This is a genomic window from Bradyrhizobium sp. 26S5 (assembly GCF_036923295.1).
GTDB classification, from domain to species: Bacteria; Pseudomonadota; Alphaproteobacteria; order Rhizobiales; family Xanthobacteraceae; genus Bradyrhizobium; species Bradyrhizobium septentrionale.
In genome coordinates this window covers 5,985,479-6,001,496 of sequence record NZ_CP145948.1, presented here as the reverse complement: position 1 = coordinate 6,001,496, position 16,018 = coordinate 5,985,479, and the positions used below count along the sequence as shown (strand labels likewise).

The 16,018-nt window shown below is 61.4% G+C and carries 12 protein-coding genes; 7 read left to right on the top strand and 5 right to left on the bottom strand.

What is annotated here, in order from left to right:
- The 5 genes from tssE to V5279_RS28150 form a co-directional block, all read right to left on the bottom strand.
- Entirely contained in the window at window positions 1–507 is a 507-nt protein-coding gene (tssE, locus tag V5279_RS28170; protein ID WP_035976637.1) for a type VI secretion system baseplate subunit TssE, read from the bottom strand.
- 110 nt (window positions 508–617) lie between these two features.
- Window positions 618–1,103 (bottom strand): Hcp family type VI secretion system effector, encoded by a 486-nt coding sequence (locus tag V5279_RS28165; RefSeq protein WP_029080199.1) that lies wholly within the window; start codon window positions 1,101–1,103, stop codon window positions 618–620.
- 52 nt (window positions 1,104–1,155) lie between these two features.
- Window positions 1,156–2,658 carry a type VI secretion system contractile sheath large subunit gene (gene tssC, locus V5279_RS28160; RefSeq protein WP_338690135.1) on the bottom strand — a complete coding sequence of 501 codons (1,503 nt, stop codon included), beginning with the start codon at window positions 2,656–2,658 and terminating at the stop codon, window positions 1,156–1,158.
- Between the two features lie 17 nt (window positions 2,659–2,675).
- On the bottom strand, window positions 2,676–3,203 hold the full coding sequence (tssB, locus tag V5279_RS28155; RefSeq protein WP_338690133.1) for a type VI secretion system contractile sheath small subunit: 528 nt from the start codon (window positions 3,201–3,203) through the stop codon (window positions 2,676–2,678).
- Between the two features lie 121 nt (window positions 3,204–3,324).
- Window positions 3,325–4,638 carry a type VI secretion system ImpA family N-terminal domain-containing protein gene (locus V5279_RS28150; protein ID WP_338690131.1) on the bottom strand — a complete coding sequence of 438 codons (1,314 nt, stop codon included), beginning with the start codon at window positions 4,636–4,638 and terminating at the stop codon, window positions 3,325–3,327.
- Window positions 4,639–4,992: 354 nt separating this feature from the next.
- On the opposite strand from V5279_RS28150, the gene V5279_RS28145 reads away from it, so the two are divergent.
- From V5279_RS28145 to tagF, 7 genes are all read left to right on the top strand, one after another.
- A complete protein-coding gene (locus V5279_RS28145; protein WP_338690128.1) occupies window positions 4,993–6,861 on the top strand; it encodes a type VI secretion system Vgr family protein in 1,869 nt (622 codons plus the stop codon).
- Window positions 6,862–6,866: 5 nt separating this feature from the next.
- Window positions 6,867–7,430, top strand: coding sequence for a DUF6931 family protein (locus V5279_RS28140; RefSeq protein ID WP_166297550.1), 564 nt, complete (start codon window positions 6,867–6,869; stop codon window positions 7,428–7,430).
- Window positions 7,431–7,442: 12 nt separating this feature from the next.
- Window positions 7,443–8,825, top strand: coding sequence for a type VI secretion system-associated FHA domain protein TagH (gene tagH, locus V5279_RS28135; RefSeq protein WP_338690125.1), 1,383 nt, complete (start codon window positions 7,443–7,445; stop codon window positions 8,823–8,825).
- Window positions 8,826–8,873: 48 nt separating this feature from the next.
- Window positions 8,874–10,211 (top strand): type VI secretion system baseplate subunit TssK, encoded by a 1,338-nt coding sequence (gene tssK, locus V5279_RS28130; protein WP_029080206.1) that lies wholly within the window; start codon window positions 8,874–8,876, stop codon window positions 10,209–10,211.
- 302 nt (window positions 10,212–10,513) lie between these two features.
- Complete coding sequence (gene tssL, locus V5279_RS28125; RefSeq protein ID WP_338690121.1) at window positions 10,514–11,728, top strand: type VI secretion system protein TssL, long form; 1,215 nt, start codon at window positions 10,514–10,516, stop codon at window positions 11,726–11,728.
- Window positions 11,729–11,770: 42 nt separating this feature from the next.
- Window positions 11,771–15,319 (top strand): type VI secretion system membrane subunit TssM, encoded by a 3,549-nt coding sequence (gene tssM / locus V5279_RS28120; RefSeq protein ID WP_338690119.1) that lies wholly within the window; start codon window positions 11,771–11,773, stop codon window positions 15,317–15,319.
- Window positions 15,316–16,017: a type VI secretion system-associated protein TagF gene (tagF, locus tag V5279_RS28115; RefSeq protein ID WP_166307009.1), complete on the top strand. Its 702-nt coding sequence runs from the start codon at window positions 15,316–15,318 to the stop codon at window positions 16,015–16,017. The genes tssM and tagF overlap by 4 nt, the downstream gene beginning before the upstream one ends.
- Window position 16,018 lies beyond the last annotated feature (1 nt).

Here is a 16,018-nt window from a genome sequence, read left to right as displayed (position 1 = left end):
CTACATTCGATTGATCTGTATATCGCCGCTGTCGAGATCGACGTCGGCGACGAATTCCACGGGCACGTTGAGCGGCTCGCACTTCAGGTCGGTGTGCACGATGAAGCGAAGCTTGAGCTGCTCGGGGCCGACCGAGGTATCACGCCGGACCCGGATCGATTTGCGGTCGAGCCTGGGTTCATAGGTCGTGAGCGACGTGCGCAGGGCATCGCTGAGCTCTTCGTCCGTCACGTCGTCGATCGACCGGTTTGCGATATCGGGAAAGCCGTAGTTCAGGATCGAGGTCCGGACACAGTCGCGGCCTGTCAAGTCCAGGGTCGATTCGAGAGCAATTGTATTGAGAAGGGTTTCGAGATCATGCGAGACCTCTCGCCTCAGCAACGTTTCGGAGATCGGGAAACGGCCGACACTGCGCCGCCCCGCTATGACGCGCTCGCCGAACTGATCGCGCAGCTCGATCTTCTTGCGCGAATCACGAGCCTCGTGGGCCGCGCGAAAGGCCAGCATCAACGGAGGAGAAAGCCGGTCCTTCTTTGGCGTAACGGTCATCGACGGTCCCCATACCGCCGGCGCCGATTGCCACTATGGGCAGCCGGCGCCGAGCAGGAAGCTTTCGATCAGGCCCATTCCTTGTTGGCCGGAACGTCCCAGCCGAAGGTCGGCGATGCGCCGGCGCCGCCCTTTTCCGTCTGGGTCTTGTAGATCATCTTCACCTTCGCGAAGTTCAAGCTCACGTTTTCGGTGAGACGATCTTCGCCGTGCGATCCGCCGGTCGATACGCTGGCGACCAGGACGTGCTTCATCTCGATCTTGAGATATTCCAGCGGATTTTCACCGGCCTTGCGGACAGTGAGGATCGCGGTATCGATGTGCTTGCCGTTGGCGCAGACCTTGAAGAGTTCAGGCGTCGCTTTGTCAACGAAGTGCGTGAAGTGGAGATCCTGCATGTTGACCTTGCCGGCGCCGCCGCCCGAGCCGCTGTGGAAGGTGCCGCTTTGGCTTTCGCCAAACGACCAGCTCAAAATGTCGATCTCGTCCTTGTGTTTGTCGTCGAGCGACTCGCCCTTGATCGGATCGAGTTTCAGAAAGATGTCGACAGCCATAGTGTAGTCCTTTCAAAAAACCTGGATGAGTGACGGTTGCGATAACTCGGCGTCAGGAGCTCGGGCCTGGCAGGCGCGAAACAAGGCTGAGACCGACGTCCATCGCTTCCAATTGAAAATGGGGACGGAGGAAGAAGCGTGCGTTGTAGTATCCCGGGTTCTCCTCGTTTGCTATGACCTCGACTTTCGCAGCGGCCAGCGGCTTGCGCGCTTTCTGCGCCTCTGACGACAGGGCTGGGTTGGCATCAACGTACTCGTTGATCCAGGTCTGCAGCCAGACCGTCAGCTCATCCTTCTCCTTCATGGATCCGATCTTGTCGCGAACCATGCATTTCAGGTAGTGCGCAAAGCGGGACACGGCGAACATGTAAGGTAGACGTGACGACAGGTTGTCGGATGCGGTTGCGTCCACACCCTTCTCGCCGAAATATTTCTTCGGCTTGTAGAGCGACTGGGCACCGATGAACGCTGCCTTGTCGGTGTTCTTGCGATGGATCAGCGGGATCAGCCCCGATTTTGCAAGTTCGTGTTCACGACGGTCACTGATGGCAATCTCGGTCGGGCATTTCAGGTCCACCCCGCCGTCGTCAGTCGGGAAGGTGTGTGTGGGCAGATTGATCACCTCGCCGCCGGACTGGACGCCGCGAATGCGCGTACACCAACCGAACTCCTTGAAAGCGCGATTGATGTTGACAGCCATCGCGTAGGACGCATTGATCCAGCCGTATTTGTCCCCGGTATGCCCGTCGGTCTCCTCTTCGAAGGCGAATTCTTCCACCGGCTCCGATTTCGCGCCGTAAGGGAGGCGGCCCAGCACTCGGGGCATGCACAAGCCGAGATAGCGCGAGTCGTCCTGGTCGCGCAGTCCCTTCCAGGCCGCATACTCCGGCGTGTCGAAAACCTTGCCGATGTCGCGAGGGTTCGACAGCTCAGTCCATGAATCCATCCCCATCAGGGTCGGCTCGGCGCCGGCGAAGAACGGAGCGTGTGCTGCGCCGGCGATCTTGCTGAAATCGCGCATCAACTGTACGTCGGTCGGAAGGTGGCTGAAATAGTAATCGCCGATCAGGCAGCCGAATGGCTCGCCGCCCAACTGTCCGAACTCGTATTCGTAGATCTGCTTGAACAGCGGGCTCTGGTCCCAGCGCGCATCGGGATAAAGCCGCAGGTTCCGATACAGCTCGGTCTTGGAGACGTTCATCACCCGGATCTTGAGGTTGGCGTCGGTCTCGGAATTGAAGACGAGGTAGTGGAGACCGCGCCAGGCACTCTCGATCGCCTGGAATTCGGGTGCGTGCAGGATCTCGTTCATCTGCGCGGTCAGCTTTTGATCGATCCGCGCGATCATCTCCTCGATGGTGTCGAGCACGTCCGACTTGATGACGCTGGTGTCCTTCAGCGCCTCTTGAACGAGCGTGGAGACCGCGTTCTCGACTTCGGTCGCCGCACGTTCGGTGCGCGGTTTGAAGCTTTGCTTCAGCAGGGCAGCAAACTCGTCAGCTTCGACGGTCTTGACCTGGGTGGTGGTCTCTTTGTGAGTTGCTTCTTTTGCCATGGTCCCCATCCCTTGCGTTAGCTGTTGGTGTCGGCTTCGGTTGACTGGCTGGTCGCGCGCTCGCGCAGTGCGGCCATCAGTTGAGGATCGGCGAGGAGTTTCTTCAGCTGGTCCTCGGCGCCCACCTTGCCATCCATGTAGCGGAGCAGGTTGGCGAGTTGTTCGCGCGCCTCGAGCAGCTTCGCCGTCGCCGGTACCTGGCGGGCGACCGCCACCGGCGTGAAGTCGGACATCTTGTTGAAGCTCAGGTTGACGGAGATCTTTTCGTCAGACCCGTCGCTAAGACGATTGGCGACACGCGTCGTCACGCCGGGCTGGATCGCCGCCATGCGGTTATCGAAATTGTCCATGTCGAACTCGAGGAACTTGCGCTCCTCGACCTTCGCCTTCTCGACGCCGGGGTTGTTGCCGGAAAGATCGGACAGGACGCCCATGACAAACGGCAGCTCGATCAGCCGTTCGGCGTCGTAGGGATCTTCGTAAGTGATGTGCACGCGCGGTGCGCGGTTTCGGCGAATGAATTTCTGACCGCTGTCGGTTGCCATTGGGTTGCCCTCTTCACAAAATCTGTGCGGAAGCCGACTTGCGCGACGCAGGCTCGGGAAGTGCCTCGGTCTTTCGTCAGCGGAGCTTCCTTCTCTTAGTCCCGTCGAACGGAAGGCGGGTTCAATTCGATTTATCGATCGCCTTCAGAGCACCCTCGGGCAAGACGTCACTCAGCAGGCTGAGGAAATCTCGTTGTGCGAGTTCGCGCGCGCGATCGACCAGAAACGGGATCGGGCTGGACGGCTCCGCGGCGCGGAAGAAAGACGCAACCTTGGTCAGCAAATCCAACGCCTGCGCTCTGTTTTCTGCCGCAAAAACAGTATCTTGAGGGTCATTTTCTTCCGCAGCTGGGAGCGATGTGGCGAATTCCGCCATGCGCTCGATCGGCAGGTCGAAAACCTTGTCACGTCCGATATTGATGGCAGCGCTCTCGACGTGGGCGGGCATCAGCATCCGCATCACTTCGATAAACGATTTGCCAACCATGTCCTGCGCCTGCCGCACCAGCAAGAGCGCCGGGCTCGACGGTTCCTTCCGAGCGAAATAGTCGGCGGCTGCCGCCAGCGCCGCGGATGCCCGGCCCGGTGAGGTCACTGCGCCGGCCATTTCAATGGGAAGCTGCTGGTTGTCTTGAGCAGTTTCGTCCGGAGATGGAGCAACTGCGGTTGGATCGCGTGCTGTGACCATGCCCGCGAGCCAGTTCGCCATGCCATTCGCGACACCCGCAAGCCTGTCGAGACTGACGGGTTGCCCCGAGTTCAACTTTTCGTGCCAAGCCGATTTGATGCCGGCAATCTCGGCCGCGACCGCGGAACAGCGGGCGCTCAACGATTTGAGGGTGTCGAGGTCGGTCTCGCCGATGATGCGCTCGATGGTTCCGAGGTCAGGCGCGTCGACGTCAGCGTCAGCGGCGGGAATTTCGCCCTTGGCAATCTGATAGGCACGGTAGTTGAGGCTGCCGTGCCTGCGATTTTCGATCAGGGGGAGGAATTGGAGCGGGTTGATCACCGTCGGAAACACGTCGATCGCCTCGACGGTGACGGCGCGAAAGGCATAGTCGCCGTCCTCGCCCCTCGGGTGAACCGCTTCCCATTGTTCGCGGAGCAGCAGGGTGGTCGCCTTCAGGCAGCTGAGAAAGCCGTCGAGATCGCGGTTCAGGATGGAGAACTTGGCGAGCAGCATGGTCAGGCGCAGATCGCGGGTGCGTGCCAGGAGGGGCTGCGCAGCGGCGAACTGGCCGGCAATGTCGATGGCCTTTGGGTCGAAGCGGCCGCGCTCTCCGTTGGCGTTGACGACCTCGAAATACGACATCGGAAGCAGCGATTCCGCACCTGCGAAGAAATTCATGTACTGGACATCCCCGGCCGCATCGAGGTCAGGCCCGCAGGGATCGTCCGGGGCTATGGGCTTGGTCAGGGATGTGACATCGAGCATGCAAAGATGGTCCGTCTGCGGGGCCCTGGCCCCCTTTTGCCAAGTCCGTCACATGTGGCGGATCAGGCGGGGATCATGATCCTATTGTCTGTTAGGTCAGATCAACGATGACCTCGGTTCATTCCCGGCGGCCACGACCGTTTCGCGTGAACCAACAAGCTCTTGGAGCCGACTACAAGAGTGCCGGGATGGTTCCATCGGGCGCGTCCTTTGGCGCGTCAGGAGAGGGCGACACCGGACGGACTTGTCGGTCATCCCACCGATGGCTGGCTCGGATTTCGGTTGTTTCGTGCTTGACGACCTGATGCGCCGGTTGCGCGGATCGTGCGGTCAACGAAGGAGTTTAACGCCCACATGGGCCAGCTTACCCAGGATACCCGCCTTTGCGAGCTCAAGACCCCCCTTGGCAAGGACGTTCTGGTTTTTGTCAGGTTCGAGGCCTCTGAAGGTCTGAGTGAACTGTTCGAATATCGTATCGAGTGCCTCAGCGAGGACGCCGATCTCGACTTCGATCGCGCAATCGGCCAGCAGTGCACGCTCACCATCAAATTGCACGGGAAGGAGCGCGAGTTCAGCGGCATTCTCACGGAAGCGCAGTGGCTCGGGGTCAAGAACGACTATTTCAGTTACCGGATCGTGCTGAGGCCCTGGTTATGGCTGCTGTCGCGCACCACCGATTGCAGGATTTTTCAGGACAAGAAGGCGCCCGACATCATCAAGGAGGTCTTCAACGAGCGCGGCTTCACGGATTATGAGTCCAAGCTTACCGAAGAGGGCTCATGTCCAAAGCTCGAGTACTGCGTTCAGTATCGCGAGACCGATCTGGATTTCGTATGCCGGCTGATGGAACAGCACGGCATCTACTACTTCTTCAAGCATGAGGGTGGCAAGCATACGCTGGTGCTGGCTGACTCCAAGTCCTCGCACAGCCCAATCAACGGTCTCGCAAAGATCCCCTATATCCCGCTGACCGGATCCGACCGTCGCGAGGAGCAGCATATTTATGAGTGGGTTTCCGAGCGCCGGTTTCGCACCGGCAAGTTCGAGCTTAACGACTACAACTACCAGAAACCCAACGCGCAGATGATCAGCGACGCCAAGGGCTCCGAGCACTACACACGATCCGAGATGGAGGTCTACGACTATCCCGGCAAGTTCAAGGAGAAATCCGACGGCGAGCGATACGCCAAGATTCAGCTCCAGGCCGAGCAGGCGATGGATCGGCGCCGCCGCGGCAACGGCGACGCCGTCAGCCTGTTCCCCGGCGGACTAACCAAGCTGGAGAAGCACTCGAAAGACTCGCAGAACGTTGAATATCTCGTCGTACGAGCGGCTCACTCGTTTTCCATCGAGTCCTATCGCACTGGCGGTCCCGGCGACGGCGGACAGCACGTCTACTTCGGCAGCTTCGAATTTCTGCCAAGCGATCGGCCGTTTCGATCCCCCATGATGACGCCGAAGCCGAGGATCAATGGTATCCAGACGGCCAAGGTCGTCACCAAGGACGACAATTCGAGCGAGGAAATCGACGTCGAGTCGCTGGGCGAAATCTATGTTCGCTTTTTCTGGGATCGAAAGAAGAAGCGGTCGTGCCGGTTGCGCGTGGCCCAAGTCTGGTCCGGCAAGCGCTGGGGCGGTCAGATCATCCCGCGCGTCGGGCAGGAAGTGGTCGTGGAATTCCTGGAAGGAGACCCCGACCGGCCCTTGGTGATCGGCACGGTGTATAACGATGAATACAAGCTGCCCTACGATCTGCCGTCCAAGAAGACGATTGCAGGATTGAAGTCCGACTCGACCAAGGGAGGAGGCGGTTATAACGAATGGAACTTCGAGGACAAGAAAGGGTCCGAGAAGATCACCCTGCACGCCGAAAAGGACCACGATGTAACGGTCCGCGACACCGAGACCAGGACCATCGGTGAAGCCGCGTTCGGCGGCGATACCCGCAAGACCACACTCAAGAACGGCAATGACAAGCTTGATATCGAATTGGGTGGTCAGCACATCAAGCTGGCGATGGATCAGTCCGTCAATGCAGGGCTGAGCATCACGCTCACGGCCAATGTCAACATCACCCTCCAGGTTGGTCCCAGCCAGATCATCCTGACCCCCGCCGGAATCGTCATCAACGCCCCGACCATCACCATGACCGCGCAGGCCGCCATGGCGCTCGCGGCCGGCGGCCCGTTGGTTGCCCACGGCACACCAACCATTGTCGGCTGACGGCCATGGGTCAGGTTCGGTTCAGCACAGTCCGCGATCTGTTCGAAGCCTATCCGCTGGCGCGCTACGACGTCGGCAAAGCCTCGCCGGACAAGTTGTCGCTGGATTTCCTGCAGGAGGCCGCTGATGCAGGCAACTGGCACCAGGCTGTATCCTTCTGCGCGTATCTGCTCCCCAGGCGCGTGGCCGTCGCTTGGGGATGTCGCTCGCTGCGGCAGATGTTCGACCATTTCGACGGCAACGAAGGCAGGTCGCTCAGCTTTGCGGAGACCTGGGTCCGGCAGCCAGACGAGCAATCGCGTAACAAGGCGTTGGCGGTCGGCAATGCCAACGATCCCGAGCAGCCGGCGACTTGGCTGGCGCTGGCGGCGGGCTGGTCTGGCGGAAGCGTGGTCCCAGCGGAATTTGCCCCGGTCGAAGCCAAGCCAGATCAGACGGCGCGGGCGGTTCGCGCAGCTCTTTTGATCGGACTTTGCCGGCTTACCCGTGAGTCCAGGGACCGGATAATGACGGCCTGCCTGGAGGATGGTATTCAGTTGGCACGCGGCGAACCGCGCCCTCTGCGCTGACGAGACGATGTGATGGTGCTTCGCTTCAACATCGAGAACGAGTCCAACCTCCCCGATGGCGGACCTGTGTCATTTACGGTCACCGGAAGGCGTTCGGTCGATATAGGCCGCGATCGTCATCTCGATTGGACATTGCCCGATCCGTCTCGGATGATTTCGGGGAAGCATTGCGAGGTCCATTTTCGCGACGGCGGCTACTGGTTGCACGACGTCTCGACCAACGGCACCTTTCTCAATGGGGCCGACCAGCGCATACGGGGAGCGCATCGGCTGCGCAATGGCGATCGGCTCGTTATCGGCCACTATGTCATTGGCGTTTCGCTGGACCTGGACGAGCGTGCCGAGGGCACTCCGAGCCATGGCGCCCAGCAGCAAGCTCCTCTCGCGCAGCAGCACGCCGATTACCAGGAACTGTGGGCTCCCGGTCGCGACGTGCCGCCGCCAATCGACCCCCAGCAGTTGAGAAAGCCGCGCGAAGCAGCGCGGCCCGTCAATGCGGAATTCCTGGACTGGGCGGCGAGCGTTCCGCCGGCGGGCGTCGACCCCGTCCGGCATTCGCCGCAGATGCTTCAACGCGAGCCGCCTCTGCACGACGACATGAGCTGGGCAGCCGGTCCCGCCGCCACGCCCAAACCGCCGGTCGACGTGCTGCACGCGATGCCGACGCCGCGCCGACCATCGGTCTGGGCCGACGATGAAGCGGCTGTCCCGCCGCCGCCACCGCCGGCGCCGCCATCGGCAGGGCATGCGGGAGCGCCGCGGCCGCAGGTGGCCGAGCCGGCACCGGCTACGGCCACCTCGATCGGCAATCCCGAGTTTGCGCGCCTGGTGGCACGTGCTGCGGGACTGCCGGACAATTTCTTTGCCGACAAGACCGAGGCCGAACTCGCGGAGCAGCTGGGCATCATCCTGCGCATGACCGTGGAAAACCTGATGGCTCTGCTGCAGGCGCGGACCCAGGCCAAGCAGCTGACGCGCAGCACCAGTCAAACCACCATCCAGGCTATCGAGAACAATCCGCTGAAATTCTCGCCGACCGCGGACGACGCCATGCGTATCCTGTTCGGGCCGCCGACGCGCAGTTACCTCGATGCGCCGCATGCCTTCGCGCAGGGCTTCAAGGATCTCAAATCCCATCAATTGAAGACCTATGCGGCAATGCAGCATGCCGTCAGCGGGCTGATCGCCAGTATCGATCCGACGCTGATGGCGCGCGAGCTCGAGCTTCAGCGCGGCGCAAGATCCTTTTTCGGCTCGAACAAGAGTAAGTTGTGGGATGAATTCTTGACGCGCTGGAAGGCGCATCTCGGTCGCGACGAAAGCGCGCCGATCGATACCTTCATGCTGCATTTCTCTGAATATTACGACCGCGCAGACAAGTCGGGGTCAAAGTGAACTGTCGGTGACGATGCCGTCGCCGATCATTGCCAAGTGGATGCAGGAATGTCCTGGTACAGCAAAGTTTTCTGGTCGGAAGGTCTGTTTCTGCGGCCGCATCATCTGCAGCAGAACGATCGCTATCTCGAGCATCTGCTGGAAAAGCGCGTTCGTTACACAACACCGTACCCGTGGGGCTTTGCTCAGCTCGAGATCGACAACGATCTTACTCAACAGAGCAAATTCGCCGTGCGCAGTGCGACCGGCGTCATGCCCGATGGAACGCCGTTCGATATCCCTGCTGACAGTCCGATCCCGGAAGCCATCGAAGTGCCGGATTCGGCCGCAGGCCAGATCGTCTGGCTGATGATGCCGGTCGCGGCGCCCAATACGCGGGAGGTGGATGAGGATCGCACCGACAGCGCAAGTCGTTACGTTCGGACTTCCGAAACGTTTATCGATTCGACCTCGGCGCTGCGCATCGAAGAAGAGATTGACATTGTCTATCCGCGGCTGTCGTTCGAGCTGCGCAAGACCAGCAAGCCGGGGTACATGGGTCTCGGCATCGCCCGCATCCTCGAGGTACGCGACAAGAACATTCTGTTCGACGACAAATTTGTGCCGCCAATGCTGGTCTGCGCCGCACATCCGGTCGTCGATGGCTGGCTCAATCGCATCATTGGCTGGGTTGAGACCAAACTCGACGAGCTTGCACGCTACGCGGTCGACCCTTCGTCCGGCGGCGGTTTGCAGAGCGTCGATTATCTGGTGCTGCAGGTTCTGAACCGGACCATTCCCGTGCTGACTCATTTCAAGCGGTCCGGCAGCGTACATCCCGAGCGGCTGTACGAAGAGCTACTGAGGTTTGCCGGTGAGCTTGCGACCTTCGCGACGACCGAACGACGCGCGCGGGACTACCCGGCATATGATCACGACAACCTCGAATACGTCTTCACGCCGCTGGTGCGCGACATCCAGGATTTCCTGAGCGCGCGGTTGGGCAGGCGGGCGATCCGTCTGGAGATCATCGAACGCGCCCAGAACGCCTTTGTATCGCCAATCCGCGATCGCGCATTGTTCCGAAATGCGACCCTCGTGCTGGAGGTCGCCGCGCGGCGGCCTCTGGTGGAGATTCAGAACGAATTCCCGCACCTGTTCAAGGTCGGGCCCAACACCAAAATGACCGAGATCGTGCACGCAAACCTGCCGGGTTTGACCTTGGTGCATCTGCCGACGCCGCCACCGCACATCCGAGCCATCACAGACCACGTTTATTTCTACCTCGATCGCAAGTCGCCGCTGTGGCCCGAGTTCAGCACTGCGGCCTCGATCGGGATGCATTTTTCCGGCGACTGGCCGGAGCTTGAGTTGTACCTTTGGGCTATCCTGGAAGAGCGGCCATGACCGACAGGGACAAGCCGGTTAATCCTTTCGGTCGGGGTGAGCGGACCATCATCCGTCCGAACCCCGGCGGGAAGATGCCGCCGGCTCCGGCTCCTCAATCTCCGGCGGGCGAGGGACCTGCAAGCCGTCCAGCGTATTCGCCATCGCCCGTGGCTTCGCCTGGTGCCCCTTCGCCGCCGTCATTTTCTCCTGTACCGCAGGGCGCAAGCTACGCCGCCCCGCCGACCAGCCAGCCGTCCGAGGAATGGATTTCGACACCGGCGCAGGCTCAGGCGCAACCGATCTTGCCGCCCGGACCGCCCTTGCGTGTCGACGATCTGGTTACGCCAAATGCCAATCCGGTGATGCGCGCCGGCGGCCCTTTGCTGCAGTTGCTTGGCCGGCTGCGCGTAGCGCTGATGCGGGCGTCATTCGCGAGCCTGATGGAGCAGGTCGCCGACGCCATCAAGTTCTTCGAGAAGGATATCCGCTCGGCCGGCATTTCCGAGCACCAAGCCAATACGGCGAAATATATCCTGTGCGCTACCGCCGACGATATTGTGCAACACATCCCGACCGACGATCGACACGTCTGGGCCCAATACTCGATGCTCAGCCGGTTCTTCGGCGAACGCGTGGGCGGCGTACGCTTCTTCGAGATCCTCGACCATTTGAAGACTGATCCGCTGGTCAACTATCCGGTGCTCGAACTCCAGCACGCCTGCCTTGCGCTCGGGTTCCAGGGCATTCACCGGACGTCGCCGGGCGGGCTTGCGAACCTCCAGGTGATCCAGCGCAACCTCTATGAAACGCTGCGCCGGGTTCGGCCCAAGCCGACCAACGATCTGTCGCCGCACTGGCGCGGGCAGGCCTTGGCCGGTCGGCGGAAGCACTTGCGTATTCCCGTTTGGCTGGTGGCGGCCGTGGTCGCCGCGCTGCTGACGGGATCCTATTTTGTTCTGCGGACGTTGCTGGCTGGCCGTGCAGAGAATGCTGCGGAAGTCGCGCTGGCATTGCATCCCGGCGATCCGATCGAGCTCAAGCGCCGGGTCGTTGCGCCGCCGCCACCTCCGCCTCCGCCGCCACCCCCGGACCGCATCACCCAGCTGCAGCGGATTCGCAACGCGCTTGCACTGGAGAAAACGGCCTGCGCCATGACTGCGGATCAGACGGCGAGCTTCATCGTGATCAGGGTCTGCGATCTCGCATTGTTTGCCTCGGGCCAGGCAACCATCCTGGATGGTTTCAAGCCGATCGCGGCCCGGGTTGCGGCGACGCTCGACAAGGAGCCCGGCCGAATCCGGGTGGTTGGCCATACCGACAGTTCGCCGATCCGCACCGTGCGTTTCCCCTCGAATTTCGAATTGTCGGTCGAACGCGCCAAGGCGGTTGCCGCCGCGCTGAAACCCGGCCTGGCCGACGGTTCGCGCGTCGACGTCGACGGCAAGGGATCGGATTCACCAATTGCCAGCAATTCGACACCCGAGGGGCGTGCCAAGAACCGTCGGGTGGAAATCTTCATCGAACGTAGCGAATAGCGGACGCCACAAGCTCACGCGATAAGCGACAGGTACCGGTAAATGCTCGCTAAGGACATTCTACGCATCGTTCTCTATGGAGTCGGGCTCAGCTCGCTTGGGGCGGTGATCTACCTTGCCGGTCCCTTTATTGCTTTCGGCGACTGGCATCCGTTGGAGAATCACATCGTTCGCCAGATCGCGATCCTCTTGCTCGGCGCCGCTGCAGCAGGTGTCACCGGTCTTCATTTCTTCAAGCGACGCAAGAATGCCAAGGAAATCGCCGACGGCGTCAGCGGTGCGGATCAGCCTGTCAGTGACGAGCCGGTGCTCAAGGAGCGCATGAAGGATGCGCTCTCAACGCTTAAGACTGCGAGCGGCAACAAGTCCGGTTATCTCTACGATCTACCCTGGTATGTCATCATCGGTCCGCCCGGCGCCGGAAAGACCACGGCGCTGGTGAATTCGGGGCTCAAGTTTCCGCTCGCGCGAGGGGCAACGCCGGCGGCGATCGCCGGGGTCGGCGGCACTCGCTACTGTGATTGGTGGTTCACCGAGGAAGCGGTGCTGATCGATACCGCCGGTCGCTACACAACCCAGGATTCAAACAGCAAGGCCGACAAGGAAAGCTGGATCTCCTTCCTGGATATCCTGAAGAAAACTCGATCGCGCCAGCCGATCAACGGCGTTCTCGTCGCAATCAGTCTGGAAGACGTGCTGACGCTGCCGAAGCAGGAACTCGCGCTTCATGCCGATGCCATCAGGATGCGGCTCCTCGAACTGCATCAGCGGCTGAAAGTGAGTTTCCCGGTCTATGCGCTGTTCACCAAGGCCGATCTCGTCGCCGGTTTCACCGAATATTTCGCGTATCTCGGCGAAGCCGGCCGGCGCCAGGTCTGGGGCGCCACTTTCCAGACCGCCGACAAGACCCAGAACCTGGTGGGGCAGGTCCCGGTCGAGTTCGATCGCCTGTTGGAGCGCCTGAGCGAGGAAACGCTCGACCGTCTGCAGGACGAGCCGACGCCGCAGCACCGGGTGCAGTTGTTTGGCTTCCCGGCGCAGATGGCGCGGCTCAAGCCGCAGATCCACGATTTCCTCAACCAGATTTTTGAGCCGACGCGATATCACGTGAACGCCAATCTGCGTGGGTTCTATTTCACGTCGGGCACTCAGCAGGGTACGCCGATTGATCAATTGATCGGATCGCTGGCGCGTACATTCGGCGCGGAGGAAGTCGGTGCAGGAGCCTATTCCGGAACCGGCAAGAGCTATTTCCTCGCCGATTTGATTTCGAAGGTCATCATCGGCGAGGCTGACTGGGTTTCGACCGACCGTGCTGCGGTGCGCCGCGCCCTGATCCTCAAGACCGCGGCGCTGTCGGTGATCGGTTTGGTGGCGATCGGACTGATCGGTGCGTGGCTGACCAGCTACAAGCGCAACTCCGACCTGATCGAGCAGAGCTTGCAGGCGGACAGCGAGTATGCCGCCGCCGGTGCGCCGCTCATCAAGCAAACGCTGATCGCCGATCACGATCTCGACAAGGTGCTGCCGCTGCTCTATCGGCTGCGGAACGCCCCTGCCGGTTATGCCTCGCGGAATGAGCCGGTAGCACTTTCGGCGCGCTACGGGCTCAGTCAGCGCGCGCGCCTGTTGTCTCCCGCGAAGGCGGCCTATCACACCGCGCTTGAGCGCATGTTCAGGCCTCGGCTGCTGTACCGTTTGGAAGAGCAGCTCAATGCGCGCATCGCCGAGCCTGCCTTCGTCTATGAGGCGCTGAAGGTCTACCTGATGCTCGGCGGCCTGCAATCCCCGGACCGCGAGCTCATCCGCTCCTGGATGCAGCGGGACTGGGCGGATAACCTCTATCCTGGCGCGACCAACGCGGAAGGTCGGCGTCTGCTCGATGAAAATCTCATGGCAATGTTCGACCTCGAAACCGAGCAACCGCCGCTGATCGAGCTTGATGGCCGGCTGATCAAGCAGGCGCAGAATTCATTGGCGCGCCTCAGCGTCTCGCAACGTGCCTACGAGTTCCTGAAGTCAGAGGCTCGTGGATCGACCGCCGGCGACTGGATCGCCAGCCGCCGAGGCGGTCCGGACGTCGCAGTCGTGTTCGAAACCACGACTGGGCAGCCCCTGGACAACGTGCGGGTGCCCGAGTTCTTCACCTATAACGGCTTCAATCAGAAGTTCATCGCTCGACTGCCCGGATTGTCGGAGCGCATGAAGCGGGAGCGGTGGGTCTTGGGTGACGCCGGCCAGCAATCGGCAATTGACCAGCAGTATGACAATCTGGCTGGGGATCTGCTCAGCATCTACTCCAATGATTTTGTAACGGCGTGGCGTACTGCGCTCGGCAGCCTGCGTCTGAAGAAATTGCTCGCCGACAAGCCGAAATACGAGGTGCTGAGGTCGCTTTCGGCGCCGACCTCGCCGATGCGGCAAATCCTGGAATCGGTGCGCGATGAGACCATGCTGACCAAGGAACGCCCGAAGCCGGCGAGCACCGGAACGCCGGCCGTGCCGCCTGCGGTGACCACGCCGGCGCTGTTCAACAATGCCCAGGATGGTACACCGGGCGCGACGATTGAGTCGCAGTTCAAGCCCTACCATGCAGCGCTTGAGGGGGAGAGCACCCGCCGGCCGATCGACTCGACGATCGCAAACCTGAACGACATTGCGCAAAATCTGACGCTGATGATCGAGAATCCGCAACTGACGGCGCAAGCAACTGCGGGGCTTCAGACCCAGGTTGCCGCGCTGCGCAACAATGCCTCGCGTATGCCGCCACCATTTTCAGATATGCTGCGGGCGGCAGCCGCGGAGTTCGAAGGCAGCATCGCCGCCTCCACGGCCGGTCAAATCCTGCAGTCGTTGCGCGATCAGGTCACGCCGGTCTGTCAGCAGACGGTGACCAACCGCTACCCGTTTGTACGCAGCAGTGGTCAGGAAGTCCCGCTCGCTGATTTCGCGAAGCTGTTCAGCCCGAACGGCATCATGGACAAGTTCTTCACCCAATTCCTGGCGCCTTATGCCGATACTTCGCGCTCGGACTGGGTCTGGCGGAAGGAGAGCCCCGTCGGACGATCGTTCTCGCCCGACACGTTGAAGCAGTTCCAGAATGCCGCCTATATCCGCGATGCCTTTTTCCAGACCGGCGGCGGCGTGCCGGCAGTGTCCTTTGCGATCCGACCGCCGGCTGCGGCCGGACCGGGCATCACAGTCAAGACCGAGATCGGTGGCACGACGATCAACAGCCCCACAACACCAGGACCAGCCGCAGCTCCCTCCATGTTTGGCGCGCCGCAACCCGCTGCTCCGTCGCCGCCGCAGAGCAATTCGCCGACGACGGTCCTCTGGCCCGGCCCATCGCCGCGGACGGCAATTTCGGTCAGCAACGAGTCCGGCTCGCCATCCGTACTTGAGCGCATCGGCCCCTGGTCATTGTTCCGAATGCTGGAGGCCGGCTCGCTGGTTGCCAAGGCGGAAACCGCCAGCGCAACCTTCATTGTTGCCGGACGTGAGCTCAACTATCAGATTTCCACCGGATCGTTGCGCAATCCGCTAAACCTGTCAGTGCTCCGCGAGTTTCGTTGCCCGACCGGAATATGACCATGAGATGCGGCTTATTCGGCAAGATCGGCGCGAAGCGTGATTTCATCGCGATCGCGACGCCGCGCAGCTTTCTGGAAGTCTGGGAGCCGTGGGTGCAGGCTGCCATCTCCGCGAGTCGCCATCAACTCGGCTCCGCCTGGCAGGAAGCATTCCTGACCGCGCCGGTTTGGCGGTTCTGGCTTGGCGGCGCGATCTGCGGCACCACCGTCGCAGGAGCGATCATGCCTTCGCTTGACGGGGTGGGGCGATACTATCCGTTGACGTTGCATGCGGTGCTCGATGGTGACGCCGCGCTGCCGCCGCCGAACATCGATCCACAGGACGAGTGGTTTGGGCAAGTGGAGACATTCCTGCTCTCGACCCTGGATCGGGCGGCGACGTTCGAGCAGATCTCCGATGCGCTGGATCGCCTCGCGCTTCCGCGTCTGCGCGCGTCGGGGACTGATGGACCGTCAATCGTGTCGCTGAGCGACGCGACGCTGGGAATGGTTTCGACCGTCGATGGGTTTGCCGAGTCGTTCGGTACGCTTTGCGGCGCGAGCCCTCAAGTCTATGCCGCGGCTAGTTTCTGGTGGACCGCCGGAGGCGAAGGGTTCCCGCCGATCGCACTCTGTTGCCGCGGATTGCCGGATCCGTTTCACTATTCCACGCTGCTGACCGGCGACGTCAGCCGCGCGGTATCCGGGACGGGATGAC